This is a genomic window from Bradyrhizobium icense (assembly GCF_001693385.1).
Taxonomy (GTDB): Bacteria; Pseudomonadota; Alphaproteobacteria; order Rhizobiales; family Xanthobacteraceae; genus Bradyrhizobium; species Bradyrhizobium icense.
Map to the genome: position 1 here is coordinate 4,261,657 of NZ_CP016428.1, position 25,529 is coordinate 4,287,185.

The window sequence follows — 25,529 nt, forward strand, 5'->3', positions numbered from 1 at the left end:
CATCCTTCTTCACCAACACGATTTCCTACGAGAGACTGATCCCGCAGCCATTGCGCTCACGCGGGCGGTCCGGGAGCAGCGGTCGATGCAGGTAATGCTCGGAATAAGCGACGCGATCGACCGTGTTCTTGAGAAAATCGCGCGCGGATTTGGTTGGCTATTCCTCGCTCTCGTGGCCGTTATCTGCTGGGACGTGCTGACCCGCAAGATCGGATTCCAGATTCCGGGATTTGGCTCGACACCGATCCAGGAGCTCGAATGGCACCTGCACGGCCTCCTGTTCCTGCCTTGGCTGGGCTATGCCTATATCCGTAACGTTCACGTCCGCATCGACGTGTTCACGGCCAACAAGACGCCGCGTCAGCAGGTCAAGCTCGAGCTCTTCGGGCTGATTGTGTTCGCCATCCCCTATTGCCTTGTCGCGACCTACTACGCTTATCTCTTCGCGCAGGTATCCTTCCTGCAGAATGAGAGCTCCGACGCGCCGAACGGATTGGCCTATCGCTGGATCATAAAGTCCTGCCTGTTTCTCGGCCTGGTGCTCCTCGACGCCGCCGTCGCGTCAGTGCTGATGCGCAAGCTCGTTCAATTGTTCGGGCCTCCCGAGATCGCCGCGCGCGCCGCCCCGCCCGTGACTCGCGTCTAGGGGAGGCGAGACATGGAATGGATCGCCGACCACCTCTCCATCCTCATGTTCCTGGTGCTCACGGTCATCATGTTCGTGGGTTATCCGGTAGCCTTCGTGCTCGGCGGCGTCGCCCTCGGCTTCGGCGTGCTCGGCATCATGCTTGATGTCTTCCGGCCGGCCCAGTTCGGCAGTCTGATCCCGCGCATCTGGGGCCAGGCGGTGCAGAACCAGGTTCTCATTGCCGTGCCGATGTTCATCTTCATGGGCACGGTCCTGGAAAAATCGGGCGTGGCCGACGAGTTGCTCAAGGCCCTGCAGGTGATTACCCGCCGGATTCCCGGGGGACTCGCCATGTCGGTGACCCTGCTGGGCACCATCATGGCTGCGACCACCGGCATCGTCGGCGCGTCGGTGATCATGCTGACCCTGGTCGCCTTGCCAACGATGCTCGCGAGCGGCTACTCCAAGGAGCTGTCGGTCGGCACCATCGCCTCGGCGGGTACACTCGGCATCCTGATTCCGCCCAGCATCATGCTGGTCATCATGGGCGACCTGCTGACGATCTCGGTCGGCACGCTGTTCACCGCGGCGATCATTCCCGGCCTGATAATGTCGGGCGTCTATCTCCTATATATCTGCACCTTGGCGGCCGTGAAGCCCAGCTTGGCTCCGCCGCTCGCGGCGAACGTCGGCCCCCAGGGCGGGGCCGAGCTGATGCAGATGGTGCTCCGCAGCTTCCTTCCGCCGGCGTTCCTGATCTTCGTCGTGCTCGGCTCGATCTTCGGCGGCTGGGCGACGCCGACCGAGGCGGGCGGCACCGGCTGCGCCGGCGCGCTGCTGCTGGCGTGGTGGAACGGGCGCCTCAACAGGAAGATGCTGTCGGAAGTCATCGAGAGCTCGGCGCTCACCAACGCGCTGGTGTTCTTCATCATCTTTGGCGCCACGCTCTTCTCCTTCGTCTTCCGCGCCTTGGGCGGCGACGATCTGGTGGGTGAGCTGTTGAAGGCCGTTGGTATCAACACGGGCTGGGAGATCCTGATCTTCGTGATGGTGCTGGTCTTCATCATGGGGTTCTTCTTCGACTGGCTGGAAATTTGCCTGATCGTGTTGCCGATCTTCGCGCCCATCCTGAAGAGCGTCGACTTCACGCCGCACCTTGCTACCAACAAGGATTTCATGGCCTGGTTCGTGATTCTGGTCGCCGTGAACCTGCAATCGGCGTTCCTGACACCGCCCTTCGGCTTTGCGCTGTTCTACATGAAGGCGACCGTGCCGAAGTCGGTGACGATGGTTCACATCTATCGCGGCATCGTTCCGTTCGTGATCCTGCAGATGGTGGCGCTCGCCTTGTGCATCATTTGGCCGGAGACCATCCTCTGGCTGCCGCGCTATTTCGGTTTCCTCGACTGAGTGGCGTCACCTTCGGCGCCGCACCGAAATAAGGACAAACGCGCAGCGAGGCCGCCGTTACTTCTTCAGCAGCGGCCTGATCCGCTCTTCCAACTCCTCGAACGACATCGAGCCCTGCAGCCGCACGCCGTTGAGAAAGAATGTCGGCGTTGAGGTGACCTTCAGTTCGCGATGGGCGTATTGCTGATCGGCATTCAGCTTATCGAACTGCGCCTGGTCTTCCTCGCAGGTCTTGACGTCCTGCTCGCTCATACCGTGCTGCTTTCCGACATAGATCAAGGTATCCTTGGTCTGAGCCATCAGGCGGTCCTGCAGCTTGAACAGCATCTCGACTGCGCCGAGGTATTTTTCGGAATCGCCTTTGCCAATGCAGCGCGCCAGTATCGAAGCTGCGGCGGCTTTGATGTCGAGCGGAAATTCGCGGAATACGAAACGCACTTTACCGGTATTGATATATTTCGACCGCAACATTGGGAACACATTCTGGCCGAAGGCCGCGCAATGCGGGCAACTCATCGACGAATATTCGGTGATGGTGATTGGTGCTTTCTCAGATCCGATTGCAATGTCCGGCAGCGACACCGGCTTGGCGACTGCTGCGGCAATCGCACTTTGTGCCAGGGCAGTGCCCGGGGTGACCGGCGATGCAAAAGCGAGGAGGGCGGCGAAAGCAATGCGGCGGCGAACGTTCAACGGTTACTCCGAACGGATTTCGAGAGGCGAGCGGGTAAGGCCGCGGCTTATCGGCTATTCTACCGGTTTCGCACGCCAAAGGCCATCTAAGCCGGATCGCAGTTGACCGTGAATTGCTCGCGATCCAATCATAGGCAACACGCGCAAGCCAAACTCTGCAGACAACAAAGAGAACGTCATGATTCAGCACACGGCGCTTTTGAACGAAACGCAGACAGCGGATGCCATGTTGCGGGCGCGGGCCCGGCGGGTCGTTCCCGGCGGCATGTGGGGCCACCTGAATGCCGCGCGGCTCCCGGAAGGCTATCCGCAATTCTTCGCTTCCGCGGAGGGCTGCCGCGTGCGCGACGTCGACGGGCGCGAATACATTGACTTCATGTGCAGTTGGGGGCCGATCCTGCTCGGCCACCGGCATCCCGAAGTTCAGGCGGCGGCAGAGGCGCAGGCCGCCAGAGGGGACTGCTTGAACGGCCCGGGCGAGATCATGGTGGAGCTTGCCGAGGACCTCGTCGCCATGCTGCCGCATGCCGATTGGGCAATGTTCCAGAAGAATGGCGGCGATGCGACCACATGCTGCGTGACGATCGCCCGCGCCGCCACTGGACGCCGCAAGGTGCTGGTCGCGCGTGGCAGCTATCACGGCGCGCTCCCATGGTGCTCGCCGAGCGTTGCCGGCGTGACTGCCGAGGACCGCGCGCATCTGGTGCACTTCGAGTACAACGACGTGCAGAGCTTGCGAGCAGCGGTCGAGGAAGCGGGCAAGGATCTCGGCGCGATCCTGGTGACGGCTTTCCGCCACGACATGGGACGCGATCTCGAATTGCCGACGAAGGAATTCGCGGCAGTCGCGAGGGCGGCGTGCGACGCTGCCGACGCCGCTCTGATCATCGATGAGGTGCGGGCCGGTCTGCGGCTCGACATCAAGGGGAGCTGGGAAACGCTCGGCGTGCGTCCGGACCTGTGCGCCTGGAGCAAAGCGATCGCCAACGGCTATGCGCTGGCTGCCGTTACCGGCAACGATCGCTTTCGCGAAGCCGCCACCAGGGTATTCGTCACCGGCTCGTTCTGGTGCGGCGCGGTGGCGATGGCCGCGGCGCGGGCGACGCTGCGGATCGCGCGCGAGACGGATGTGCCGGGCCACATCTACGCGATGGGCTCGAGGTTGCGCGAGGGATTGGCGTCGCTAGCGAACGAGCATGGCATCGCGATCCGCCCGAGCGGCCCGCCGCAGATGCCGCTGATGCTGTTCGATGCCGACCCGGACGCAATGAAGGGCAAGGTGTTCTGCTCAGCCGCGCTGCGGCATGGCGCGTTCTTTCATCCCCAGCACAATATGTTTCTGTCCTCGGCGCATTGCACATCCGATATCGACGAGGCGCTGCAGGCGGCCTCGCACGGCTTCAAGGCCGTCCGCGAGTTGGAGGCGAAGTCCAATCGATAGGTCCTCGGCAATCAACCTGGGCCGATTTGGGACTTGCGAGCCGAGCATCAAATAAAAAATGCCCCGCAACGCGGCCTCTACGACCGACGATGACGGGGCAGTCTTAGGAGAAAACGGCGAGATCGCCGAATGATGATGCTGGACATCGTCGTCCGGCATCATGCGAGCCAATACTCGACTCTTTCGGCGGCGTTGACGTTGACCTGGATCAAATAGACGATACGTCGGAACTTCGACCATTCAGGAGGTCGGGTCGTCTATCAACGGCTGCGGACGGGCGAAGGCTTCCAGTAGTTCCTTCCGGTCCATGACGATCTCACGGCCCCGGATACGCAAGCCATGTTCCGTCAGCAGGGCAAGATTGCGCGACAGATTTTCGCGCGTGGTGCCGATGTGCGAAGCCAACGTGCCGCGATCAAACGGAATTACGACCGATTCCTGGCTGCCATCCCGGCGTGCCTCGGTCAGAATCCAGTTGGCAAGGCGCTCGACGCTCGAGCGCGCCATGTAACCCTTCAATTTCTTGACCGCCCCGCGGTAGGCGAATGCCAGTTCCCGCGCCACGATCCGCGCGAAGGCGACGTCCTGGTCGAACGTCTCACGGACGTGCCGGGTTTGGCGAACTGATGCGCCGGGTCAGCCTCGAACAGGTGCCGACTGCCATCCTCTCCCGGCAGACCGCCGGAACGCGCGGCAAGTGCCTGATCGTCAATCTGCCGGGACGCCCTTCGGCCATCGACATCTGCCTGAACGCGGTATTCCCCGCAATTCCCTACTGCCTCGATCTGATCGGGGCGCGACGAATAGAGGTCAATCCAGATGTCTGCACAGCATTCCGTCCTGCCGCATAGTGCAGCCCTGCGGCTGCAACCGGCTTTGGTGGCGATCGTCTACGCCAACGAGGCCTATCCGCAATCAACCTTTGAACGGATCGTTGGGGATTGCCGCCGTCGCGGACTCGGGGTGGCGGGCGTACTGCAATACCCGGTCTGCTCGGAAGCGGCCGACCATTGCGATGTCGTGCTGGAAGAGCTCACCACCGGGCTGCGGACGGATCTGTTCGAAGACCGCGGGCCCGGCGCCAGCGGATGCCGGCTCGACGAGGCGGCGCTCGCTGAAGTGAACGGGCAGGTGGCGCGTTCGCTCGATGCCGGTCCCGAGCTTCTGATCCTCAACAAGTTCGGCAAAGTGGAGGCCGAAGGCCAAGCTACATCAGCTCAGCCTCGCCGGCGGATTCGTTGTCGTCGCGCCGGATGTGAAATCCATCGAGCGCGGCGCGCAGGTACGCTGGCGGCCGTTTGCGAGATAGAAGTAAGGCCGGTCATCCCAGCACGTCGCTGGCGGTTGCGAGTTTCTGAGAACGAGCGCAGCAGGACAGCCGACCGCGCGGACGCGCAATCCTCGGGCATCAATTCACGGTCAGGGCATTACGCAACGCGGTTCCAGGCGTGCTTGCCGGGGGCGGGCGTATAGCGCTCCAGATTTTCGAACTCGTCATGGCCCGCCAGGTGCATGACCTCGACGCAATCGGCATTGAGGCGCTCGTTGTCGACCAACCGCTCCGCCAACACCAGCGCCTGGGATGGGCCGACCGATTGCACTTCGATCTGGCGTTGCAGGCATTTGAAGCTGTGGCCGTCGGAATTGCAGAGATCCTTATAGAAGGAGACGCGATATTTGTTCATCTTGCACTCCCATCCTTCGGGCATCCTGTCGCCCAGCTTACTCTCAGGCGTCCATGTCCGCCAGCCGCTGGCGGTTGCGCAGCACGATTTGACGTGCGCTCGAAAATGCCAGAATGCCCTGGTCGCTGAGCTGCGAAAGCGCCCGCGAAACGGTTTCCAGCGTCAGGCCGAGATAGTCGCCGATATCGCGGCGGCACATCGGCAGGGCCATCATACCCGCCCTGGTGAGCCGGCGGTCCATTTCCAGCAGGAAGGTGGCAACTTTTTCCATCGCGGTCTTGCGGCCCAGAAGCAGCATGTGATCTTCGGCGTGCCGGAGGTCGCTAGCGGTCATGGTCCAGAGGTTATGGGCGACCTGGACATTCGAACCCGCGGCGGCTTCAAGGCTGCGGCGCTTTACCAGGCGAACCGTGGTGTCGGCGATCGCTTCAGCCGTCAGGCGATGGGCCGAGCCGGCATCGAGACCGAATACGTCGCCCGGCAGGTGGAACGCGCCGATCTGGCGCCTTCCGTCGGTGAGGAGCTTGTAGGTGCGAACCGCGCCGCGGACCACCTGATAGACATATTCGGAAGGCTCGCCCTCGCCGTAAATTTCCTCATCCTTGCGGTAGGAAAACTCGCTGGCAATCACACCCGCGCAGGTCGCGATCACGTTGAATTGGTCGACGGCCGGAACACCCTGGGTGCGTGGGGCGGAGAAAACCTTGGCTGGTGAAACTGCCGGGGCGGTGATCGTCTGGGTGAGCATTTGCCATCTCCTCGATGCGGGATGGCTTTGATGTATCCGGGATTTTTGCAGCCGGATATTTGGGTCGATATCCTAAGGAGGAGCCCTTACGGGGTTTTACGGAGCGAATCCTGGCCGGGGCCTCAGGCCTGGTCTGCCGCATTCGGCGTATTGATCGCGTTTCGAACGCAGTCGACCAAACTGCCCTCCAGGTTGGGTTTCAGAAGCACCTGGCGCACTCCGGCCGAGCTGGCCTTGGCCGAGATGTTTTCGTCCGGATAGCCTGTGATCAGAATGATCGGGGTGGGGACGTGAAGCCTTCGCAGCCGGATGGTCAGCTCCAAACCGTCGAGTTCCGCCATCTTGTAGTCCACAACAAGACAATCCGCGCGGTTTCGGGTGGAAGATCCGAGCAGGGCAATCCCGCTGCGGAACGTGCGCACGTCAAACCCCTCGGTCTCGAGTAGAAATCGCAGCGATGTCCGGACGTCGTAATCGTCATCGACGACGTAGACCATCGATTTCCGGGGCGGAATGCCGACTTCGGACTCTCTGGTGGCGCTATTTCGGATGTCGGTCATGCCGACAAAATAGATATTTTCCGAGTTCCCGAATTGACTTGGCTCAATCATCGACGATCCCGGCACGGATCGCAAAGCGCACCAGTTCGGAAAGGTTACCGGCCTGCATCTTGGTCATGACATTCGCCCGATAGACCTCCACCGTGCGCGGGCTGATATCGTATTCCCGGGCGATTGCCTTGTTCGATTGCCCCGTCACCAACCCCTGCATGACCTGGCGTTCACGCTGGGTAAGGCTGGCGACGCGGGCAGCCATATCGGCCGACAATGACTCGCTTTTCGACCCGCTTTCGCTCTCCGCAAGCGCGGTCTCGACCATGCCGATCAGCCGGTCGTCCTCGAATGGCTTCTCGAGAAAATCGAGGGCGCCGAGCTTCATCGCTTCGACGGCGAGGGGGACGTCGCCATGGCCGGTCATGACGATCACGGGAAGCTTGCGCGAGCCCGAATTCAGTTGACGCAGCAGCTCCATGCCATCGATGCCCGGCATGCGCACATCCGTGACCACGCAGCCGGCCTCCAAGTTCGCAATCTCGTTCAGGAAAGCCTGCGCGGAATCGAAAAGGTGCACGCTGAAGCCGGCCGAACCCAGCAGGAAATCCAGCGAATCGCGCATCGCCGGATCGTCATCGATGACGTAAACTTTAGCGTTCTGCGGCATCGGTCATATCCTTGGCGTGCGCGGCGGGCAGCGTGAAGCGGAAGGTTGCGCCACCCGATCTGTTGGTTTCGGCCCACATCCGCCCGCCGTGGGTTTCGATGATGGTGCGGCTGATGGAAAGGCCGACGCCCATGCCGGTCTCCTTCGTCGTGAAAAATGGCTGGAAGAGGTGCTCAAGCGCATCGCCTGCAAAGCCGGTCCCGCTGTCCGAGACGGCAATTTCGATCATATCGTCTACGGCCCTGGTGTTCGAGGCAATCAGCTCGCGATGCGTCGAGGCCGCCATCGCTTCCAATGCGTTGCGGAACAGGTTGACCAGGACCTGCTGAATCTGAACTCTGTCGGCAAGCACCAGGTCGCACGTCGGGTCCAGGTTGAAGCGCAGAAACACGCCCTGTTCCCGGGCGCCGGTGAGACCCAGCGCGCCAGCCTCCTCGATCATCTTTGAAAGGCTTTCGACGCGTTTCTCGGATGCCTCGCGCGCAACGAAATTGCGTAGTCGCCTGATGATGTCGCCGGCGCGGATCGCCTGCTCGGCGGCGCGATCCAGCGCCGCTTCGATCTTCGGCGCGTTGGCGTCGTTGCTGCCCGCCAACAGGCGGCGCGACCCTTTCATGTAGTTGCTGATAGCCGACAGCGGCTGATTGAGTTCGTGGGCCAGCGCGGAAGCCATTTCGCCCATCGCGCTCAGACGGGAGACGTGGACCAGTTCGGATTGCAACTCCTGCAACCGCGCCTGGGTCTGTTGCTGTTCGGTGAGATCGCGAACGAAGCCCGTAAAGAAGGGCTTCCCACCCGAATGCATCTCGCCGATGGTGAGATGCATGGGAAATGTTGTGCCGTCCTTGCGCATCCCTGTGACGATACGCCCGATGCCGATGATGCGCCGTTCGCCTGTCTTCAGGTAGCGCCTGATATAGCCGTCGTGACGACTGCGATCCGGCTCCGGCATCAGTTCGCTGATGTTTTTCCCGATCGCCTCGGGTTCGCCGTAACCGAACTGGCGCTCGGCGGCGCTGGAGAAAAACTGCATGATGCCATGCTCGTCGATCACGATCATCGCATCGGGAATCGTATCCAGGATCGAGCGAAAGTGCCTCTCGCGCATCCTGACCGTATCCTCGAGGCGCTTCTCTCGGTTGATATCGAGCATGATGCCGCTGAGCCGTGCAGGGGTGCCATCGGCGCCATGGATCGTCGTGCCAAGCATGCGCACCCAGTGGCCCTCGCCCGAATGCCGGTTCACGCGGTACTGAATGTCGAAACTGCAGCCGGTATCGATCGACTGTTGCACGGCTGTTGCCGTGCGATCGCGATCCTGCACATCGAGCAGGGAAAGAAAGAGATCGTAGTCGACAAGCGCGTCCGGATCGACGTCGAACAGCTTGCGCGTAGCGCTGGACCAGCTCAACTTCCGGGTCGACAACTCGAGATCCCAGGCGCCGACGCCCGATCCCTCGGTGCCGCTGCGCGCATGATGATCGAGTACCGCTTGATCTCGAAAGGGTCGGTCGGCGTCGAACATGTTTCGCCTTCCAGGCTGCTCTTGCTTATCAGATATCTCATTCAGGCGAACGTGTGAAATAGCTGCGCGGCTCCAATTGTCATTCGGCTCTATGTAATTGATATTCTAGATGATTTTGAGGAATCTCGGCACGGCATTGTGTCCCGAAAGAGATCGCTTGCGATTCTCCGCAAGAGGCGAGGCACCCTTGATCTAGGTCAGGTTCGAACCGGGGCAGATCTCTAGAATTCAATCGATGGGCGAAACGCCTGGAAGGCAATTCATCCAAACGCGCGGAGCAGATTATGGACTACAAGACCATCATGGTCAGCTTGGGGCTGGACGGACCCAACCATGCCTGCCTCGCCGTAGCGGGAGATCTTGCCGAACGATTCGGGGCTCGGATCGTCGGCATCGCCGCGTCGGACCTCAGGCCGCCAATGTATTTCGCCGAAGGCGGCTTTGCCCAGAAGCTCTTCGAAGAGGAGGCTGCCGCCATTCAAAGGCGGCTGTCGGAACTCGAGGGTGAGTTTCGAAGCGCCGTGAAGAGCCGTGCGAGATCCGTCGAGTGGCGTTCCGCCCGCGCGCTGCCGGTGCCTTACATACTTCAGCAGGCAAGGGCTACCGATATCCTCGTGGTCGGCGCGCTTGCCGATTCGATTGCGGTAGATCCCAGCGCCGCGGTGGATCCGAGCGACCTGGTGATGCAGGCCGGCCGACCGCTCATTGTGGTGCCTCCCGTGGTGCAATGGCTCGATTTGCGAAGCGTACTGGTCGCCTGGAAAGACGCGCGCGAAGCACGCCGGGCCGTATTCGACGCGCTGCCGATCCTGGCTGCGGCAAAGGAGGTCACGATTGTCGAAATCCCCGAACAGGCCGGCCAACGCGCTGATGCGATGTCGCGGGTTGCCGATGTGGCCGCGTGGCTGCGCGGCCACGGCATCGTCGCGAACACGGTCGTCCCCGACAAAGCTTCCGGCGTCACTGAACAGATCGACAACATCGCCGCCAATGTTGGTGCAGGCGTCGTGATAGCCGGCGCCTACGGCCACTCGCGATTCCGCGAACGGGTGCTTAGTGGCGTGACGCGCCATCTTGCAACGGAATCGCGCCGCTGCGCGTTCCTGTCCCGCTAGGATGTACGAATGACGAGGAATCGCCGTGCATAGATTTCTTGAAGCAACCGCCGGTCAGTTCATGACGCCTGACGTAAAGACGGTGGAGCGTGAGACCACCATGCGAGAGTTGCAGAGAATGTTCGACGAGGATGATTTCAACTGCTATCCGGTCCGCGATGGCGACGACGTCGTCGGCGTCGTCAGCCAGTTCGACTTCTTGAAATGCTTCGCGTTCAATCCCGGCCGCATGGTGCCGGCCTATGACGATCTCTTGTCCAGGACGGTCAGCGACGTCATGACGCCCACATTTATCTATGTCGATCCGGCGACCAAGTTGACGAGAGTACTTCAGCTGATCGTAGACCATCGGATGAAGAGTCTTCCGGTGCTGGATGTCGCGCAACGGCTGGTGGGAATTATTGCGCGCAAGGACATCATGCGCGCGTTGACCGAGACCGCGCGGAGGTAGGGGCGCGCTCTTCCTGCGGGAGGTGCCGGCGATTGGCGCGCGACACAATGCCGACGAGCTTGTCGTCCTTCATCACCGGCAGACGCTTGACGTCATTGGTCTCCATCGCAGTGACGATCTCTTCCAGCGTCGCGTCTTCGGTGATGGTGATCGGATCGCTGGTCATGACGTCCGACACCTTGCGGCCGTGCTCATGAACGTAATCGGTAGCAGTGTCACCCAACAGGAATTTGAGCCAGCGGCCGCGCTTGCGCTGCGTGCCGATCTCGTTGCGGCGAATGAAGTCGCCCTCCGAGACGATACCGACCAGTTTGCCGGCGGCATGGATCACCGGAAGTCCGCTGACATGACGCCGCAGCATGGTATTGGCGGCCTCGAGGACGGTGCAGTCCGGTGCGATCGTGACGACGGATCGGGTCATAATCTGATGGACACGCATTCGGCGATCTTCTGTTCCATGCCGTCAAGAAATGGCAGAACGCCGCGGCTGGCGCTGCGCTGCCGACGTAGCCATGTTAGGAAGGTCCGCGCGGGTTCGATTGACGAGGATCAAGCGTGACCCGTTCGCACCGGATAGGCTGGACACGCTTGCGCGAGGATGTCGGACGAAATGCACGCCATGGTCCTGAAAGCGCCCGGCGCGCCACTGGAGTTTGAGCTGCGCGCGGATCCGGTACCCGGGCCCGGCGAAGTGCGCATCACGGTCGGTGCCTGCGGCGTATGCCGCACCGATTTGCACGTCGTCGACGGAGAATTACCGAATATATCCTATCCGATCATACCGGGGCATGAGGTGGTTGGCCGAGTGGATGCGCTCGGTCCCGGTGTGACGTCTCTAAGGATCGGCGAAAGGGTCGGCGTTCCCTGGCTCGGTCATACCTGCGGCGAATGTCCCTATTGCCGGAGCGGTCGCGAAAACCTTTGCGACCGCCCACTCTTCACCGGCTACACCCGCGATGGCGGCTTTGCCACGCATCTCGTCGCGGATGGCAGCTATTGCTTTCCACTCGGCGAGGCCGATGACGACGTCGCTACCGCTCCTTTGCTATGCGCGGGTCTGATCGGCTGGCGCTCGCTGGTGATGGCGGGCGATGGAAAGCATCTCGGCATTTTCGGCTTTGGTGCAGCCGGCCATATCGTCGCGCAGGTGGCTCGCTGGCAGGGACGTTCGGTCTATGCATTCACCCGTTCGGGCGACGTCGCGGCGCAGCGCCTTGCGATATCGCTCGGCGCCGAATGGGCCGGCGGGTCGGAGGAACAGCCGCCGATGCCGCTCGACGCAGCTATCATCTACGCGCCGGTCGGCTCGCTCGTGCCATTGGCATTGCGTGCTGTGCGCAAAGGCGGGCGCGTAGTCTGCGCCGGCATTCACATGTCGGACATTCCTTCATTTCCTTACCATATGCTGTGGGAGGAGCGGCAGTTGCTTTCGGTTGCCAACCTGACGCGCGGCGACGGCGTCGCGTTTTTCAAGGTTGCGGCGCAAGCCGGCATCAGGACGCACACCAGCGTGTTTCCGTTGCGGCAAGCGAATGAAATCCTCTCGAAACTGCGCGCCGGGCAGATCACGGGCGCCGCGGTGCTGCAGCCATGACTGTGAGATCGCGCGCCGACACTGTCGTAGCCGAGGCTGAGAAGCAGCAGCACGTGCTCGATTTCCTCGATGGCTCCAGCTTCGGTGCGGCGGGGGGCGGCAAACGGATCGACACCCATGCCTCCATGGTGTTTCTCGGAGCCGATCGGGTATTGAAGATCAAGCGCGCCGTGCGCTTGCCGTTCCTCGATTATTCGACACTGGAGAAGCGCAAGCGTGCCTGCGAGGAGGAGCTGAAGGTCAACGCCGTCAACGCTCCCGAACTCTACCGGCGCGTTATTCCCATCACGCGCAATTCCGATGGCGGCCTTGAAATCGGCGGCTCGGGCACCGCGGTCGAGTGGGCAGTCGAAATGACGCGGTTCGACGAGAAGCAGTCGCTCGACCGCATTGCTGCATCGAAGACGATCGATCCACCGCTCGCGACGGCGGTGGCCGATGCGGTACTGCGATCCCACGACAGGGCACCGCGCGCCGGCGGCGAAAGCTGGCTTGCCTCCATTCTACCCATCATCGACCGCAATACCGCAAAGTTCAGAACCGTGCACGGACTTGATTCCGTTGCGATCGATCAACTCGATTCCGCCAGCCGCGGTTCTGCAACGACATTGCAGCCGCTGCTCAGACGGCGTGCCGGGCAGGGGTACGTGCGCCGTTGCCACGGCGATCTCCATCTTGCCAATATTGCATTGGTAGACGGCCGGCCGCTGCTGTTCGATGCCATCGAATTCGATCCCGTCATCGCCACGACGGATGTCCTCTACGATTTTGCCTTTACCCTGATGGATATGATTCATTTCAATCAAGGCGCGGCGGCAAACGCGGCGTTCAATCGCTATTTTGCGCAGGCGAGGGACGAAGATCTCGACGGCCTGCGCCTGCTGCCGCTGTTTCTCTCGGTGCGGGCAGCAATCCGTGCCCATGTATTGTTCGTGAAGAGCGAACATGGCGGAGAGAGCGACGCAGTGTGGCAAGAGGCCAAGCGTTACTTCGATCTGGCGAGACGTCTGATTACGCCCAAGCCGCCGATGCTGCTGGCAATCGGCGGACTGTCGGGGACGGGGAAGTCGGTGCTTGCACACGGGGTCGCGGGTCTGATCGAGCCTCCACCCGGCGCGGTCATCGTCCGCTCGGATGTCGTCCGCAAGCGCCTGCTTGGTACCAGCGAAACCACCGCCCTGCCGGAATCTGCCTATCAGTCCGCAACGACGGAGCGCGTATATGCCGCGCTTTCCAGCACTGCGCAGCGTGTGCTCACCCAAGGCTGTTCGGTCGTGCTCGATGCCGCCTATCTGCAGGAGGCGGAACGGACGGAAATCGAGAGTCTCGCGGCCGCGCACAGTGCCCGCTTCGTCGGCCTTTTTCTGACGACCGATCTCGCGACGCGGCTGGCGCGGATCGAGCAGCGCAAGGGCGATGCGTCCGACGCGACACGGAGTGTCGCCCTGAAGCAGGAGACTTTCGCGATCGGTGCGATAGAATGGCATATGATCGATGCCTCGGGGACACCGGAACAGTCGCTGCGCGGCGCCCGCGTTTTCCTGCCTTTGCTGCCGGACGAGTCTTGACGATGAGAGGTCGCCCAACCCGAACGTCCGGCCTGCACAAGACCTCTGCGGCAGGCCTCGACTGTGCAACCGCATTCCAGACGATCGCGCTCGACTGCATCGCTTCTATCAAAGCCCACCACAGCAGCGCATGCGCCGGCGACGCCGAGGCGGTGCATCAGATCCGGGTCGCGATCACGCGGTTGCGCGCCGCCGTGGCGTTCTTCGCGCCGATCGTGGTCGATGCGGAATGGCTTCGGCTGAAGAAGGAGATCGCCTGGCTGAATGGTCCGCTCGGCGCCGCGCGTGACAGCGATGTCGTTATGGAATATGCGCGCCGCAAGCGATACCGTGCTTGGGCTGACCGCATGGTAGGCGAGCAGCTCGATCAGCACCAGACCCGAGATCACCGCCACCTGGTTCGCTCCCTGCGCTCTGCCCGGACGCAACGTCTGGTCGCGGCCATCGCACGCTGGATCAGACAAGGAGCGTGGCTGGAGCGCTACAGACGGCGCAAGAACGCGGAGACTCTGCAATCCTATTGCATGCGCGAGCTCAACCGCTGGCACGAACGGCTGGTCCGCAAGGGGCGGCAGCTGAAGACTTTAGGCGCGTCGCGCCGCCACCGGCTGCGGATCAAGGTCAAACGCTTCCGCTACATGCTGGAGGCGCTGACGGAAATCGTCGCGCCGGATGGCCGCGGCGAATTGCATCACCTCCACAAGCCGGCAAAACGGCTGCAGCGCGCATTGGGCGACCTGCGCGACCTTAAGCGCTTCGCCGGCCTTGCCAACGGATCGCCACAGGCAGAGAATGGCAAACGAGGCAGGAAGCTTCCGCCGGGCTATCGCCCTCGAAAGGCAAAGCTGCTCGGCGCCGCCATCACGGCTCATCGCGACCTCGAACACATCGGGGTCCGCTGACGTCGTCGTTCGCATGCGCTACCGCTCGGCATTTCGAGTTTGATGTGCGTCAACTTCGGCCATCGGTCCGTCGGTTACCTTGCCGGCAGCAACCGGACGGGGGCCGCGCGCCCTCGCGAAATGTGCGGGAGAATGGCGATGTTCAGGAACATTCTGGTTCATATTCCCTCCGAGCGCCCCGTCAGGCCAGCGATCGACGCCGCTGTCGCCCTGACCATTGCGCGGCGGTCGCATCTCGATGCCGTAGCCATCGGCTACGAATCGATGGGCGCTGCCGGGATGATCGCGGAAGGCGGCGGCGCCGCCGTTGCCGCCGTGATGGGGGCTGAACAGGAGCGTGCCCAGGAGCGGGCAAATGCCGCGATCGCCGTGTTCGAGATCGAGGCCAAACTCGCGAACATTGCCTATGGCACCCGGACCTTCACGGCGATTCCCGCCGAAGCCGGCCAGACCCTCGGGGCGCTTGCCCGCCTTTACGACATGACTGTCGTCCTGCAGCCGGACTCCACGAAGGCCAGCTACGACAATGAGATTCCGCAGCAGATTCTGTTTAATTCCGGCGGTCCGATGCTGATGGTTCCTTACATTCACAAGGGGCCGCTCGACGCCCATCATGTCGGAATCGCCTGGGACGGCAGCCGTCCCGCAGCCCGCGCGTTGCACGATTCTATGCCGTTTCTGATGGGCGCAAAGGCCGTGACCGTGATCGCGATCAATGAGGAGGCGGGTGAAGCCTCCTCTGACCAACTCGCTGCGCATCTGGGGCGGCGCGGCATTGCGGCCCGGGTGCAGCGGCTGATCACGGACCACAGCAACGTTCAAGGCGCCATTCTGTCGGTCGCCGCCGAAAGCAATATTGGCCTCCTGGTGATGGGCGGCTACGGCCATTCGCGGCTGCAGGAGCGAATTCTGGGCGGTGTCACGCGCAGCATGTTCGAGTGCATGACGGTGCCGGTGCTGATGTCGCACTGATCTTCTTGCCTTGGTCGCAGTCGCAATGACGCCAGTTTAACGCGGCTCAATGTTCGGTCCGACACCAGTCAATAGCATTTCGTCGGAAGTTCAGAAATCGGAGATTATCATGTCAGAGCTGTCTGAGCGGGCTGCTTCCGGATCCTTTCCAGCAGCCGCAAATGCGGAAGCGGAAGCCACCAAACTGAACCAGGGCGCGCTGGAGTTCATGCTCGGTGCCCAGAGGATGATGTTCGAGGAAATGGTGTTTCTCGGCGACGAGATGCTGGAGCGAACACGGACCGAGATGCACTTGTTCACGGAGTTCGTCGCGAAGATGGCGAGCGCGCATTCGGTACGGGACGTCAGGACGATGTGCCAGGAATGCGGCCAGCATCAGCTCGACTTCCTACGCCGCGACTCCGAACGGCTGTTCAGGCACGGCGAGCGGATGATCGCGGCCACGTCGAATTTGATCAGTGGCCGCTCCCTGAACTGATTGGCCAGCAGCATGCATCGGAAATCGCCCCTGCCGACGGCGGAAGTTGCCGTATTGCCGTTTAGCGCCCGCGAAGCAGGCCAGGGCGATGATTCGCCACTGGCTGTGCCGGTCGAACCACATGTCTCGCCACCGACGGAGGGCTCGCGCGGCACCGAAACATACCAGGCCGACCGCGCCTTGCATGCCATGCTGGCACACCTGAGCGGCGGCCTTTCGCCGGCCGCGCTGTTGCTGGCTTATACGGATTGGTTGTTGCACCTCGCCTGGTCGCCACAGCGACGGATCGAGATTGCGCAGGGAGCCCTGGTAGACACCAAGCGCCTTCTCGAAACCGCACAGCGCTTCTTCGCGCCCGAGCAAGCACCGTGGTCGCTGGTCAAGCCGCAGCCGCAGGACAAGCGCTTCAGCCGGCCGGATTGGGAGCACCCGCCGTTCAATGTGATGGCGCAGGCCTTTCTGCTCGGCCAGCAATGGTGGCACGATGCGACTACCGGCGTGCGCGGTGTGGCGAAGCAGAACGAGGCGATCGTCGAATTTTCGATCCGCCAGATGCTGGATGTGATGTCGCCTTCCAATTTTGCTGCGACCAATCCGGAAGTGCTGCGCAGATCGTTCGAAAGTGGCGGCAACAATTTCGTGCGCGGCTGGCAAAATTTCTGCAGTGACTGGATACGCCTGGCGTCGGCCGGCCTTGGCCCCGTCACGACCGGAGATTTCGCCGTGGGCGAAGCCGTCGCCACGGCGCGCGGCAAGGTGGTGTTCCGCAACGAGCTGATCGAGTTGATCCAGTACTATCCGACCACCGAAAGAGTGCATCCGGAGCCGATTCTGATCGTGCCGGCCTGGATCATGAAATACTACATTCTCGATCTGTCGCCGCAGAACTCGCTGGTGAAATATCTTACGGGCGAAGGCTTCACCGTGTTCATGATCTCGTGGCGCAATCCTGAGGCCACCGACCGCGAGATCGCCTTTGACGACTATCGAAAGCTCGGCGTTGAAGCTGCGCTCGATACGATCGGCGGTGTCGTGCAGGGCCGTCAGGTGCATGCGTTGGGCTATTGCCTTGGTGGGACGCTGCTGTCGATCGCTGCCGCCACCATGGCGCGCGATGGCGACAATCGGCTAAAGTCGATCAGCCTGCTCGCCGCGCAAACCGATTTCACGGAGGCCGGCGAGCTGACGCTGTTCATCAACGAAAGCCAGGTTGCATTCCTCGAGGACATGATGTGGGAGCGCGGGGTGCTCGACACCACGCAGATGGCCAGCGCATTTCAATTACTGCGCTCCAACGATCTGATCTGGTCGCGGCTTACCCGCGACTATTTGATGGGGGAGCGGGCGGCACGGAGCGATCTGATGGCCTGGAATGCCGATGCGACCCGCCTGCCGTACCGGATGCATTCGGAGTATCTGCGCAAGCTGTTCCTCAACAACGATCTTGCCGGAGGACGATATCTCGTCGAGGGCAAGCCGATCTCGCTGTCGGACATTCATACGCCGATGTTCGTCGTGGGCACCCTTCGTGATCACGTCGCGCCGTGGAAGTCCGTGTACAAAATTCACTACCAGGTCGATGCCGATGTGACCTTCCTGCTCACGAGTGGCGGCCATAATGCGGGGATCGTCGCGCCCCCCGGCGAACCCGGGCATACCTATCGGATCAAGACGAAGGGAGCGGATGCCACGTATACCGGCCCCGACGAATGGCTGAACATGGTGCAGCCGGTCGAAGGTTCATGGTGGCCGGAGTGGACCAAGTGGCTCTCCGCACGATCCGGTGAGCCGTCTGAGCCGCCGCAGATGGGCGCTGGAACTACGAAAGCGGAGAATCTGCCTGATGCGCCCGGCGACTACGTTCGCCACTGATCCCGATCAACCACCGCGCCGAATGCGATTTGTCATGTCACCTGGACAGTTCCGGGCCAACTTGTCGTTCAAACGTCACATTGCGATGAACATCTGTCTGGGCTCACAGTAGGCCGCGACCTTCCGGTACTGGAGAACGATGTCCACCTATCGTCTGACCAATCTGCTTTCGCCGCATTCCGTCGCGCTGGTAGGGGCAAGTCCGCGCCATGGCTCGGTAGGTCGTGCCATTCTCAACAATATCCGCAAGACCGAGTTCAAAGGCGAATTCGGCCTCGTCAATCCGCGCTATCATGAGATCGATGGTGTCGCGGCCGCTGACAGCATCGCAAAGCTGTCTTTTGCGCCGGAACTCGTTGTCCTCACTGCGCCGGCCCGCACCATCGCCGGCCTGATAGATGAAGCGGGCCGTCGCGGCGCGGCGGGCGCCGTCATCGTCAGTGCCGGGCTCGGGCATGGTCCGGGCTCTCTGGCGGACACGGTGGAGCGCGCCGCGCAGAAATACGGCATGCGGCTGATCGGCCCGAATTGCCTCGGCATCATGATGCCGGGCGTCAGTCTCAATGCGAGCTTTTCCGCCAATATGCCGACCGCTGGCCATTTGGCGCTAATCTCGCAGTCCGGCGCCATTGCCGCCGGCATGGTGGATTGGGCGGCACAGCGGGCTGTCGGCTTTTCCGGCATCGTTTCGATCGGCGACCAGCTCGATGTCGATATCGCCGATCTGCTCGACTACTTCGCGCTGGATGAAAAGACCCACGCCATCCTGCTTTACATCGAGGCGATCAAGGATGCCCGTAAGTTCATGTCGGCAGCGCGGGCCGCCGCCAGGATCAAGCCGGTCGTGGTCGTCAAGTCGGGCCGCATGGCACAAGGAGCGCGGGCGGCGGCAACGCATACCGGCGCGTTGGCAGGGGCTGATGCCGTCTACGACGCAGCGTTTCAGCGCGCCGGTATCCTGCGCGTATCGGATCTTCGCGAATTGTTCGACTGCGCCGAGACGCTCGGGCGGGTCAAATCGCCGCCGGGAAAAAGGCTCGCGATCCTGACCAATGGCGGCGGCATCGGCGTGCTGGCAGTCGACCGGCTGGTCGAGCTCGGCGGTATTCCCGCGGCTCTCTCATCGGCGACCCGCGAGACGCTGGGTGCTGTTTTGCCGCCGACATGGTCGAAATCGAACCCGGTCGATATCGTCGGCGATGCCGATCCCGCGCGCTATGCCGCAGCGCTCGAAGCGTTGCTGGCCGATCCCGAAAACGACGCCGTGCTTGTCATGAACGTTCAGACCGCGATTGCGCGTGCCGACGAAATCGCCGTGGCCGTGACCGGCGTGGTGCAGAAATATCGCGCCGGACATCGCATGCTACCAAAACCCGTTCTCGCGGTCTGGGTCGGCGCGGAACCGTCGATCGGGGATATCTTGAGCGGGGCCGGCATTCCGAATTATCCGACCGAAGACGACGCCGTGCGCGGCTTCATGCATCTGGTCCGCCATCGTGAGGTGGTGGAGGCGCTGGCGCAGGTTCCGCCAGCCATGCCGAGCGAATTCGCTCCCGCTGTCGATGCAGCGCGGCAGATCGTTGCCGCGGCGCTGGCCGACGGCCGTTCATGGCTCGATCCGATCGAGGTCAAGCGGCTCCTTGACGCCTACGATATCGCCGCCGTGCCGACCTTTGCCGCCGCCGATGCCGAAGAGGCGGTCGCGCATGCGAATGCGATCTTTGCGCAGGGGGCGACCGTCGTGCTCAAGATCATGTCGCGCGACATCGTCCACAAATCCGATGTCGGCGGAGTGGTGCTCAATCTCACCAGCGCCGATGCGGTGCGCAAGGCGACGGCCGACATTCTCGCGCGGGCAAGATTGCTGCGGCCGGAGGCGCGAATATCGGGCGTGATGGTGCAGGCGATGGTGGTGCGGGCGAAGGCACGCGAGCTCATTCTCGGCCTTGCCGACGATCCGACCTTCGGCACGGTCGTCGTGTTCGGCCGTGGCGGAACGGCAGTCGAGATCATCAACGACAAGGCTTTGGCGCTGCCGCCGCTCGACCTGCAACTGGCACGTAGCCTGATCGAGCGCACCCGCGTCTCGCGGCTGTTGCGCGCCTATCGTGACGTGCCGGCGGTGAAGCAGGACGCCGTCGCGATGGTTCTGGTCAAGCTGGCGCAGATGGCTGCCGACATTCCCGATATTCGTGGGCTCGACATCAATCCGCTGCTGGCGGATGAGGCGGGCGTGCTCGCGGTCGACGCACGGGTCGTGATCGGGCGCGTGGAGCGGAAGTCCCTAGGCTCGGGCCCTGCGAATTTTGCCGTCCGGCCTTATCCCTCGCAATGGCAGCGTCACATCGAGGTCAAGGACGGCTGGCGCGTATTCGTTCGTCCGATCCGGCCTGAAGACGAGCCGCTGATCCACGAGATGCTGAAACACGTCACGATGCACGACCTGCGGCTGCGGTTCTTCGCCCCGATGAAGGAATTTTCCCATGAGTTCATCGCTCGTCTGACCCAGCTCGATTACGCCCGGGCGATGGCCTTTGTCGCGTTCGACGAGGCGAGCAACGAACTGGTCGGGGTGGTCAGGATCCATTCGGACTCGATCTACGAGAGCGGCGAATACGCCATTCTCCTGAGATCGGATCTCAAGGGCAGGGGGCTTGGCTGGGCACTGATGCAGATGATCATCGAGTATGCAAAATCCGAGGGGTTAAAGGCCATTTCCGGCGACGTCCTCGCCGACAATACGGTGATGCTGGCGATGTGCCGCAGCCTCGGCTTCGAGGTGAAATCGGACCCGCAGGAGCACGACATCTGCACCGTCAGGCTGAAGCTTTAGTTGTCGTCAGCGCACAGGCATGCGCCTGTACGCCGCCATATGCGAGAACGACGACCGCGGTTGGCCGTCAGTGCGAAAACAGGATCGGGAGCGGCGGCTTCGATAGCAGGCTCTTGGTGGCGCCGCCGAGGATAAATTCGCGCCACCGCGAATGCCCATAGGCGCCCATCACGAGAACGTCGACCCGATGCGAAACTGCATAGGCTTCGAGCACCTCGCCGATTCGCCGGCCGTCGGCATCGACTTTGTCGAGCACCACATCGATGCCGTGGCGCGCAAGGTTTTTGGCCAGTGCTTCGGCGGAATGCTTGCTGTCCAACTTCTTTTCGTTGGTGACCGTGACGATCCGCACCTTTCTGGCCTTTTCGAGCACCGGCATCGCATCAGAAATCGCACGGGCCGCGGCGCGGCTGAAATCCCAGGCGACAGCGACCGTCCCCAGCTCGAACGGACGGGCCCGTGGGCTCTCGGGCAGAACGAGGGTAGAACGGCCCGATCCGAATATCACTGCTTCTGCGTACCACTGGTCATAGCTTTCCGGCACCGGCACGATGGTGAGGTCGCGAAGTCGCGCGTAATCCACCAGGAGATCCGGCACGGCGAAGGTCGGGCATCTCTCGAGAATGCTTTCGTGCAGAATGCCGGCCTTGTTTGCGGCGACATCGAATGCGGCCAGCATGTCCCTGGCGCTCTTCCGGCTCTTTTCCATTTCGCCTGCAATGATCCCGGGAATATCGGCGGTCGATCCGGAAAGGAAGTGCCCGGGGACTTCTACGTGCACCTCGCAAGCTACCGCCGCCAAGTGAGCGCCGAGGGTTGCGGCGATCGCAACCGCATCCTCGGCGACCGAAGCCGGGGTGGGATCGGGATAACTCGTAAGTGTCAGCAGAATGTCCTTGAACGCCATGGGGCTCTCCTTTTTCTGGAACTACGTTACCGTGCCGTCGGATTAGCCGTTTGATCCATCGCAAGCGGCTGCGTCGGCCGGAGCTGCCGTGATCACGATCGACATCGTCGCGAAGGCAACCAGGATCGGCTCATGCAGCACCTCGATCGCTATGCGGATCGGCGTCCGCCGATCCGGTTGAGGCAGTTCGTTGTGTCCTTCAGCCTGCAGCCGCGCCGCTGCATCGGCTTCACTGAGGCCGCGAAACTGCTGCCCGGACTTCAAAAAAATGAGACACTATGCCTCGTGATTGGCTTGGATTGACGTTCGCAAGATGGAGGGTGTCTCGACCTTTATGGCGTACGGCTTGAGCTCGATCCTTGCAACCGAGAGACGGCGATATAGATCGCGCCGGCGCGCGAGCGGCCACCAATCGTAGAGGAAGATTTCGAGAGGCCGCCAGTTGGCAACCCAGCCAAGGATCAAGAAACTTTCTTCAGCCAATCTCTTGATCGCGGAATCTGCCAGATAGCCCGCAGCCAGATGCGCCAGCAAAAGGCAGGCAGTTAGAATTGACGCGCCAATAGCGAGAGAATATCGGCCTATTCGAAATAGCTCGTTTAGTTCACGTTGAACGGCAGCGGCGCGGCCGCAAAAATACCGACTGACGGCCTCTGCTAGCTCCCTCGACGCCATGACCTGCGCTTGAACTGCCGGAACGTGCACCACAATGCTGATGGGACGATTGACCGGCATCTCTTGTGCCCACCCTACGATAAAATTCTCGGCCTCCTCAGCAAGATCTTTCTCCCGAAACGGGAAGGGGTCGAGCGTATGAAACAGTTGCGCAATGTCGTTTACTCGAACTTCGATCAAGTTCTCCGTCTTCTCGGACGCCGTCTCATTATTTGTCGCCATTGACGGTTGCCTTGCTTCGAGCGGGTCGAAACGTCCCGGCAATCAAAGATACGACACCGCCGTCACCCGATAGGTGTGCATCTTGCCGCCTTCGTTGAGGGAGACATACTCGCCGACCACGAAGCGTTCGTCGGCGAAGTGATAGCCGACGTCGTCGGGCGCGCTGGTCTCGCCGTCATCATAGTGAAAGGCCCAACCGCCGCCGGGACGGTGAACCAGATGACCGTGCTTGTCCTGCTCGTCCGGGCGCTGGCGCACGACCCGGCAGGCGTCGCGATGCTCGCGCCACAATCTTGCATCGATGCGGTCCTCGGAATCGAGCGGCGCCACGATGACATAGGCCACCTCGGCGTCGCCTTCGGGATGGCCGGGCTCGCGGGCCAGCGCAAGACGGAATTGCCGGAATTGCGGGGGCAGGGAAGCGTTGAGGATCGGCTTAGGCTGGGTCTTGGCTCTGGTCTTGGACATCTCGTGTAGCTCCTTGGTTTTTCTGGCATAAGGCTGCTGCCTCCGCCGTAATCAGCTCGGCTCAACTGCGGCCTTGGGCGCAGGGGGCGTCGCCTTGGACTTCCTCAGGCTTTTGATGATGATCGTGATCAGCGGCACCAGTAGCATTGGCAGCGCGCTGTTAAGCGGGTGCTGCACCATGCCGTTGAACTGGGATTGCAGTGCTCGGGCCTCGTTCTGCAGCGCTTCGACCGCGGAACCGTGAATTTCGGTGGCCAGCTCGAGTTCGCGGCCTGCGGGCGGTCTCCCGCCAACCACGAACAAGATAGCCGCGATCACGAAATTGGCGACACCGAGAATTGCGGCTGCGGAAATCGCGCTCCAGATCTGCACGAGCGCGAAATAGGCCGACAGTTCCAGCATCAACAGGCCGAACGCCGCGATCAGCGCCGCGAATGCCCGCAGGCCGAGCCCGACCAGCATGTGCCGCATCCGGATCTCCGCGATGATGCGGTCGGTGCGCCAGAGTGCGCGCAGATGCCTGACGACGTTCTCGCTGTTCACGTTAGTGCCTCCTCAGCATGAAGCCGATCGCGACGCCGAGCGCGAAGGCGGATGCCAACGCTGCAATCGGTCGCGCTGCAATCAACCTCTCGACATGCTCTTCTTCCTCGCTCAAGGTTTCGCCGAGTTCGCGCAAGGCCGCCTTGATCGGTTCGGCGAGTGCCTCGGATCGGCTGTTCGCGGCCTCGAGCATATCGTCGGCATGCATGTTCAGGAGTCGTGACGCCTCGCTCTTGAGCGCCTGCAACTCTTCGCCCAGCCCGCCTGATTTGAACATCGCGCTCGCCTCGCTTTCCTTAGCCATCGAATTCTAGGTGAGGCGGCACGCGTGCTGTTTGATTTGGGTCAACCAGAAGCAGCCAGTACTTTGAGGCAGGTCAACATGGATGTCGTGCCGGCGGCCTAGGAAATGAGAGCTATCTGATTGAGGAAATATCATCGTGGCGACTGCACCTCTGCTAACGGTGACGCCATCGGGCGATGCGCTTGAATTGCGTCCGGGCGGCTCCTGGACGGCTTCGAATGCAGCGACGCTCGAACGGCTTTCCAATGACGTCGCGCCGCAGCTCGATCGGGCCGCTGCCGTCAAGGTCGATATGACCGGGGTGTGCGAACTCGATACGCTCGGCGCCTGGTTATTGGAGAAGATATCGCGGCGGATCACTTCCGCCGGCCACCGCGCCGATATCATCGGTATAGCCGACAATTATGCCGGCCTGATCGACGAGGTTCGGCAGGTCAACCGGCGAACGTCGGCTCCGGTGGGGGCGCGCAATCCCGTCATGGCCAAGCTCGAAAATATCGGCCGCGCCACGATCGCCTCGAGCGAAGATATCGCCGCATTCCTGCAAATGCTGGGCTCGCTGTGCGTTGCCATCCTGGGCGTCCTGCGCCGGCCGCGATCGCTGCGACTGACATCGCTGACCTACCAGCTCTATCGGGTCGGCTGGCAGGCGATACCGATCGTCGTGCTGATCACCTTCCTGATCGGCGCCATCATCGCGCAGCAGGGCATTTTCCATTTCAGAAAATTCGGCGCCGATTCCTATGTCGTCGACATGGTCGGCATTCTCGTGCTGCGTGAGCTTGGTGTCCTGATCGTCGCCATCATGGTCGCCGGGCGCTCGGGCAGCGCCTACACTGCCGAACTCGGCTCGATGAAGATGCGCGAGGAAATCGACGCGCTGTCGACCATGGGGCTGGACCCGATCGAAGTCCTGATGCTGCCGCGGATCCTGGCACTGGTTTGCGCGCTGCCGATCCTGAGCTTCATCGGCTCGATGGCGGCGCTCTACGGCGGCGGTCTCGTCGCCTGGTTCTACGGCGGCATGGGGCCGGCGATCTTCATCGCGCGGCTGCACGATGCCGTCTCCGTCACCCATTTCGAGGTCGGAATTATCAAGGCGCCGTTCATGGCGCTGGTGATCGGCATCGTCGCCTGCAGCGAGGGTCTGCGGGTGAAGGGCAGTGCGGAGTCGCTCGGCAAGCAGACCACCACGTCGGTGGTCAAATCGATCTTCCTGGTGATCGTGCTCGACGGCCTCTTCGCGGTGTTCTTTGCATCGATCGGAATGTAGC

The 25,529-nt window shown here is 62.0% G+C and carries 28 protein-coding genes and 2 pseudogenes; 16 read left to right on the forward strand and 14 right to left on the reverse strand.

The window, feature by feature from the left end:
• Positions 1-85: 85 nt before the first annotated feature.
• Positions 86-646 carry a TRAP transporter small permease subunit gene (locus LMTR13_RS20080; protein ID WP_065729342.1) on the forward strand — a complete coding sequence of 187 codons (561 nt, stop codon included), beginning with the start codon at positions 86-88 and terminating at the stop codon, positions 644-646.
• A 12-nt stretch (positions 647-658) separates the two neighbouring features.
• The gene (locus tag LMTR13_RS20085) at positions 659-2,038 is read left to right on the forward strand and encodes a TRAP transporter large permease (protein WP_065729343.1); all 1,380 of its coding nucleotides are present in this window, start codon (positions 659-661) and stop codon (positions 2,036-2,038) included.
• A 57-nt stretch (positions 2,039-2,095) separates the two neighbouring features.
• Here LMTR13_RS20085 and LMTR13_RS20090 read toward each other — a convergent pair whose 3' ends face one another.
• Positions 2,096-2,731, reverse strand: coding sequence for a DsbA family protein (locus tag LMTR13_RS20090; RefSeq protein WP_065729344.1), 636 nt, complete (start codon positions 2,729-2,731; stop codon positions 2,096-2,098).
• A 178-nt stretch (positions 2,732-2,909) separates the two neighbouring features.
• Between LMTR13_RS20090 and LMTR13_RS20095 the strand changes: the two genes are divergently transcribed.
• Positions 2,910-4,172 carry an aminotransferase class III-fold pyridoxal phosphate-dependent enzyme gene (locus LMTR13_RS20095; protein WP_065729345.1) on the forward strand — a complete coding sequence of 421 codons (1,263 nt, stop codon included), beginning with the start codon at positions 2,910-2,912 and terminating at the stop codon, positions 4,170-4,172.
• A gap of 240 nt (positions 4,173-4,412) precedes the next feature.
• Here the strand turns inward: LMTR13_RS20095 and LMTR13_RS20100 are convergent, their stop codons facing one another.
• Positions 4,413-4,736 (reverse strand): helix-turn-helix domain-containing protein, encoded by a 324-nt coding sequence (locus LMTR13_RS20100; RefSeq protein ID WP_236843032.1) that lies wholly within the window; start codon positions 4,734-4,736, stop codon positions 4,413-4,415.
• Between the two features lie 47 nt (positions 4,737-4,783).
• Here LMTR13_RS20100 and LMTR13_RS20105 point away from each other — a divergent pair.
• Positions 4,784-5,023, forward strand: a pseudogene (locus tag LMTR13_RS20105) (molybdopterin-binding domain-containing protein); the annotation flags it as partial.
• The gene (locus tag LMTR13_RS43700) at positions 4,992-5,645 is read left to right on the forward strand and encodes a DUF2478 domain-containing protein (RefSeq protein ID WP_083219095.1); all 654 of its coding nucleotides are present in this window, start codon (positions 4,992-4,994) and stop codon (positions 5,643-5,645) included. The pseudogene LMTR13_RS20105 and the gene LMTR13_RS43700, both read left to right, overlap by 32 nt.
• Here LMTR13_RS43700 and LMTR13_RS20115 read toward each other — a convergent pair.
• The 5 genes from LMTR13_RS20115 to fixL all read right to left on the reverse strand — a co-directional run bounded on the left by LMTR13_RS20115 (position 5,600) and on the right by fixL (position 9,351).
• On the reverse strand, positions 5,600-5,857 hold the full coding sequence (locus LMTR13_RS20115) for a hypothetical protein (RefSeq protein ID WP_065729347.1): 258 nt from the start codon (positions 5,855-5,857) through the stop codon (positions 5,600-5,602). The two genes, LMTR13_RS43700 and LMTR13_RS20115, sit on opposite strands and share 46 nt — an antisense overlap.
• A 43-nt stretch (positions 5,858-5,900) precedes the next feature.
• Positions 5,901-6,605: a helix-turn-helix domain-containing protein gene (locus LMTR13_RS20120; RefSeq protein ID WP_065729348.1), complete on the reverse strand. Its 705-nt coding sequence runs from the start codon at positions 6,603-6,605 to the stop codon at positions 5,901-5,903.
• 122 nt (positions 6,606-6,727) lie between these two features.
• Positions 6,728-7,102, reverse strand: coding sequence for a response regulator (locus LMTR13_RS20125; RefSeq protein ID WP_236843033.1), 375 nt, complete (start codon positions 7,100-7,102; stop codon positions 6,728-6,730).
• Positions 7,103-7,208: 106 nt separating this feature from the next.
• On the reverse strand, positions 7,209-7,826 hold the full coding sequence (gene fixJ / locus LMTR13_RS20130; RefSeq protein WP_065729349.1) for a response regulator FixJ: 618 nt from the start codon (positions 7,824-7,826) through the stop codon (positions 7,209-7,211).
• Entirely contained in the window at positions 7,810-9,351 is a 1,542-nt protein-coding gene (gene fixL / locus LMTR13_RS20135; RefSeq protein WP_065729350.1) for a sensor protein FixL, read from the reverse strand. Before fixL ends, fixJ begins: the two co-directional genes overlap by 17 nt.
• 284 nt (positions 9,352-9,635) lie before the next feature.
• Here fixL and LMTR13_RS20140 point away from each other — a divergent pair, with 284 nt between their 5' ends.
• The gene (locus LMTR13_RS20140; RefSeq protein WP_065729351.1) at positions 9,636-10,466 is read left to right on the forward strand and encodes a universal stress protein; all 831 of its coding nucleotides are present in this window, start codon (positions 9,636-9,638) and stop codon (positions 10,464-10,466) included.
• A gap of 25 nt (positions 10,467-10,491) precedes the next feature.
• Positions 10,492-10,917, forward strand: coding sequence for a CBS domain-containing protein (locus tag LMTR13_RS20145; protein WP_065729352.1), 426 nt, complete (start codon positions 10,492-10,494; stop codon positions 10,915-10,917).
• A 31-nt stretch (positions 10,918-10,948) separates the two neighbouring features.
• Here LMTR13_RS20145 and LMTR13_RS20150 read toward each other — a convergent pair.
• Positions 10,949-11,356 (reverse strand): annotated as a pseudogene (locus LMTR13_RS20150) (CBS domain-containing protein); the annotation flags it as partial.
• A gap of 171 nt (positions 11,357-11,527) precedes the next feature.
• Between LMTR13_RS20150 and LMTR13_RS20155 the strand changes: the two are divergent.
• The 7 genes from LMTR13_RS20155 (at position 11,528) to LMTR13_RS20185 (ending at position 21,136) form a co-directional block, all read left to right on the forward strand.
• Positions 11,528-12,511 carry a zinc-dependent alcohol dehydrogenase family protein gene (locus LMTR13_RS20155; RefSeq protein ID WP_065732829.1) on the forward strand — a complete coding sequence of 328 codons (984 nt, stop codon included), beginning with the start codon at positions 11,528-11,530 and terminating at the stop codon, positions 12,509-12,511.
• Positions 12,508-14,079: a bifunctional aminoglycoside phosphotransferase/ATP-binding protein gene (locus LMTR13_RS20160; RefSeq protein WP_083219097.1), complete on the forward strand. Its 1,572-nt coding sequence runs from the start codon at positions 12,508-12,510 to the stop codon at positions 14,077-14,079. The genes LMTR13_RS20155 and LMTR13_RS20160 overlap by 4 nt, the downstream gene beginning before the upstream one ends.
• A 2-nt stretch (positions 14,080-14,081) precedes the next feature.
• Positions 14,082-14,981: a CHAD domain-containing protein gene (locus LMTR13_RS20165; RefSeq protein WP_065729353.1), complete on the forward strand. Its 900-nt coding sequence runs from the start codon at positions 14,082-14,084 to the stop codon at positions 14,979-14,981.
• Between the two features lie 138 nt (positions 14,982-15,119).
• Complete coding sequence (locus LMTR13_RS20170; RefSeq protein WP_065732831.1) at positions 15,120-15,953, forward strand: universal stress protein; 834 nt, start codon at positions 15,120-15,122, stop codon at positions 15,951-15,953.
• A gap of 109 nt (positions 15,954-16,062) precedes the next feature.
• Complete coding sequence (locus tag LMTR13_RS20175) at positions 16,063-16,431, forward strand: hypothetical protein (protein ID WP_065732832.1); 369 nt, start codon at positions 16,063-16,065, stop codon at positions 16,429-16,431.
• A gap of 12 nt (positions 16,432-16,443) precedes the next feature.
• On the forward strand, positions 16,444-18,303 hold the full coding sequence (locus LMTR13_RS20180; protein ID WP_083219478.1) for a PHA/PHB synthase family protein: 1,860 nt from the start codon (positions 16,444-16,446) through the stop codon (positions 18,301-18,303).
• A gap of 139 nt (positions 18,304-18,442) precedes the next feature.
• Complete coding sequence (locus LMTR13_RS20185) at positions 18,443-21,136, forward strand: bifunctional acetate--CoA ligase family protein/GNAT family N-acetyltransferase (protein ID WP_065729354.1); 2,694 nt, start codon at positions 18,443-18,445, stop codon at positions 21,134-21,136.
• Between the two features lie 67 nt (positions 21,137-21,203).
• Here the strand turns inward: LMTR13_RS20185 and LMTR13_RS20190 are convergent, their stop codons facing one another.
• On the reverse strand, positions 21,204-22,043 hold the full coding sequence (locus tag LMTR13_RS20190; RefSeq protein WP_065729355.1) for a universal stress protein: 840 nt from the start codon (positions 22,041-22,043) through the stop codon (positions 21,204-21,206).
• Between the two features lie 42 nt (positions 22,044-22,085).
• Positions 22,086-22,253 carry a hypothetical protein gene (locus tag LMTR13_RS20195; protein ID WP_236843480.1) on the reverse strand — a complete coding sequence of 56 codons (168 nt, stop codon included), beginning with the start codon at positions 22,251-22,253 and terminating at the stop codon, positions 22,086-22,088.
• On the opposite strand from LMTR13_RS20195, the gene LMTR13_RS42615 reads away from it, so the two are divergent.
• Positions 22,176-22,346: a hypothetical protein gene (locus LMTR13_RS42615; protein ID WP_236843534.1), complete on the forward strand. Its 171-nt coding sequence runs from the start codon at positions 22,176-22,178 to the stop codon at positions 22,344-22,346. The two genes, LMTR13_RS20195 and LMTR13_RS42615, sit on opposite strands and share 78 nt — an antisense overlap.
• On the opposite strand, the gene LMTR13_RS20200 is transcribed toward LMTR13_RS42615, so the two are convergent.
• The 4 genes from LMTR13_RS20200 to LMTR13_RS20215 are packed head-to-tail and all read right to left on the reverse strand — an operon-like array spanning position 22,320 to position 24,228.
• Positions 22,320-22,940: a hypothetical protein gene (locus LMTR13_RS20200; protein WP_065729357.1), complete on the reverse strand. Its 621-nt coding sequence runs from the start codon at positions 22,938-22,940 to the stop codon at positions 22,320-22,322. The two genes, LMTR13_RS42615 and LMTR13_RS20200, sit on opposite strands and share 27 nt — an antisense overlap.
• 42 nt (positions 22,941-22,982) lie before the next feature.
• The gene (locus LMTR13_RS20205; protein WP_065729358.1) at positions 22,983-23,408 is read right to left on the reverse strand and encodes a hypothetical protein; all 426 of its coding nucleotides are present in this window, start codon (positions 23,406-23,408) and stop codon (positions 22,983-22,985) included.
• Between the two features lie 51 nt (positions 23,409-23,459).
• Positions 23,460-23,951: a phage holin family protein gene (locus LMTR13_RS20210; RefSeq protein ID WP_065729359.1), complete on the reverse strand. Its 492-nt coding sequence runs from the start codon at positions 23,949-23,951 to the stop codon at positions 23,460-23,462.
• Position 23,952: 1 nt separating this feature from the next.
• Positions 23,953-24,228: a hypothetical protein gene (locus LMTR13_RS20215; protein ID WP_065732834.1), complete on the reverse strand. Its 276-nt coding sequence runs from the start codon at positions 24,226-24,228 to the stop codon at positions 23,953-23,955.
• A gap of 163 nt (positions 24,229-24,391) precedes the next feature.
• On the opposite strand from LMTR13_RS20215, the gene LMTR13_RS20220 reads away from it, so the two are divergent.
• Complete coding sequence (locus LMTR13_RS20220; RefSeq protein WP_065729360.1) at positions 24,392-25,528, forward strand: MlaE family ABC transporter permease; 1,137 nt, start codon at positions 24,392-24,394, stop codon at positions 25,526-25,528.
• Position 25,529: the final 1 nt, after the last annotated feature.

What these genes read in the sequence shown, in the direction of transcription:
- LMTR13_RS20080 (WP_065729342.1), top strand. Translation starts at nt 86, where the DNA reads ATGCAGGTAATGCTCGGAATAAGCGACGCGATCGACCGTGTTCTTGAG.
- LMTR13_RS20085 (WP_065729343.1), top strand. Translation starts at nt 659, where the DNA reads ATGGAATGGATCGCCGACCACCTCTCCATCCTCATGTTCCTGGTGCTC.
- LMTR13_RS20095 (WP_065729345.1), top strand. Translation starts at nt 2,910, where the DNA reads ATGATTCAGCACACGGCGCTTTTGAACGAAACGCAGACAGCGGATGCC.
- LMTR13_RS43700 (WP_083219095.1), top strand. Translation starts at nt 4,992, where the DNA reads ATGTCTGCACAGCATTCCGTCCTGCCGCATAGTGCAGCCCTGCGGCTG.
- LMTR13_RS20115 (WP_065729347.1), bottom strand. Translation starts at nt 5,857, where the DNA reads ATGAACAAATATCGCGTCTCCTTCTATAAGGATCTCTGCAATTCCGAC.
- LMTR13_RS20120 (WP_065729348.1), bottom strand. Translation starts at nt 6,605, where the DNA reads ATGCTCACCCAGACGATCACCGCCCCGGCAGTTTCACCAGCCAAGGTT.
- LMTR13_RS20125 (WP_236843033.1), bottom strand. Translation starts at nt 7,102, where the DNA reads ATGGTCTACGTCGTCGATGACGATTACGACGTCCGGACATCGCTGCGA.
- fixJ (WP_065729349.1), bottom strand. Translation starts at nt 7,826, where the DNA reads ATGCCGCAGAACGCTAAAGTTTACGTCATCGATGACGATCCGGCGATG.
- fixL (WP_065729350.1), bottom strand. Translation starts at nt 9,351, where the DNA reads ATGTTCGACGCCGACCGACCCTTTCGAGATCAAGCGGTACTCGATCAT.
- LMTR13_RS20140 (WP_065729351.1), top strand. Translation starts at nt 9,636, where the DNA reads ATGGACTACAAGACCATCATGGTCAGCTTGGGGCTGGACGGACCCAAC.
- LMTR13_RS20155 (WP_065732829.1), top strand. Translation starts at nt 11,528, where the DNA reads ATGCACGCCATGGTCCTGAAAGCGCCCGGCGCGCCACTGGAGTTTGAG.
- LMTR13_RS20160 (WP_083219097.1), top strand. Translation starts at nt 12,508, where the DNA reads ATGACTGTGAGATCGCGCGCCGACACTGTCGTAGCCGAGGCTGAGAAG.
- LMTR13_RS20165 (WP_065729353.1), top strand. Translation starts at nt 14,082, where the DNA reads ATGAGAGGTCGCCCAACCCGAACGTCCGGCCTGCACAAGACCTCTGCG.
- LMTR13_RS20170 (WP_065732831.1), top strand. Translation starts at nt 15,120, where the DNA reads ATGTTCAGGAACATTCTGGTTCATATTCCCTCCGAGCGCCCCGTCAGG.
- LMTR13_RS20175 (WP_065732832.1), top strand. Translation starts at nt 16,063, where the DNA reads ATGTCAGAGCTGTCTGAGCGGGCTGCTTCCGGATCCTTTCCAGCAGCC.
- LMTR13_RS20180 (WP_083219478.1), top strand. Translation starts at nt 16,444, where the DNA reads ATGCATCGGAAATCGCCCCTGCCGACGGCGGAAGTTGCCGTATTGCCG.
- LMTR13_RS20185 (WP_065729354.1), top strand. Translation starts at nt 18,443, where the DNA reads ATGTCCACCTATCGTCTGACCAATCTGCTTTCGCCGCATTCCGTCGCG.
- LMTR13_RS20190 (WP_065729355.1), bottom strand. Translation starts at nt 22,043, where the DNA reads ATGGCGTTCAAGGACATTCTGCTGACACTTACGAGTTATCCCGATCCC.
- LMTR13_RS42615 (WP_236843534.1), top strand. Translation starts at nt 22,176, where the DNA reads ATGCAGCACCTCGATCGCTATGCGGATCGGCGTCCGCCGATCCGGTTG.
- LMTR13_RS20200 (WP_065729357.1), bottom strand. Translation starts at nt 22,940, where the DNA reads ATGGCGACAAATAATGAGACGGCGTCCGAGAAGACGGAGAACTTGATC.
- LMTR13_RS20205 (WP_065729358.1), bottom strand. Translation starts at nt 23,408, where the DNA reads ATGTCCAAGACCAGAGCCAAGACCCAGCCTAAGCCGATCCTCAACGCT.
- LMTR13_RS20215 (WP_065732834.1), bottom strand. Translation starts at nt 24,228, where the DNA reads ATGTTCAAATCAGGCGGGCTGGGCGAAGAGTTGCAGGCGCTCAAGAGC.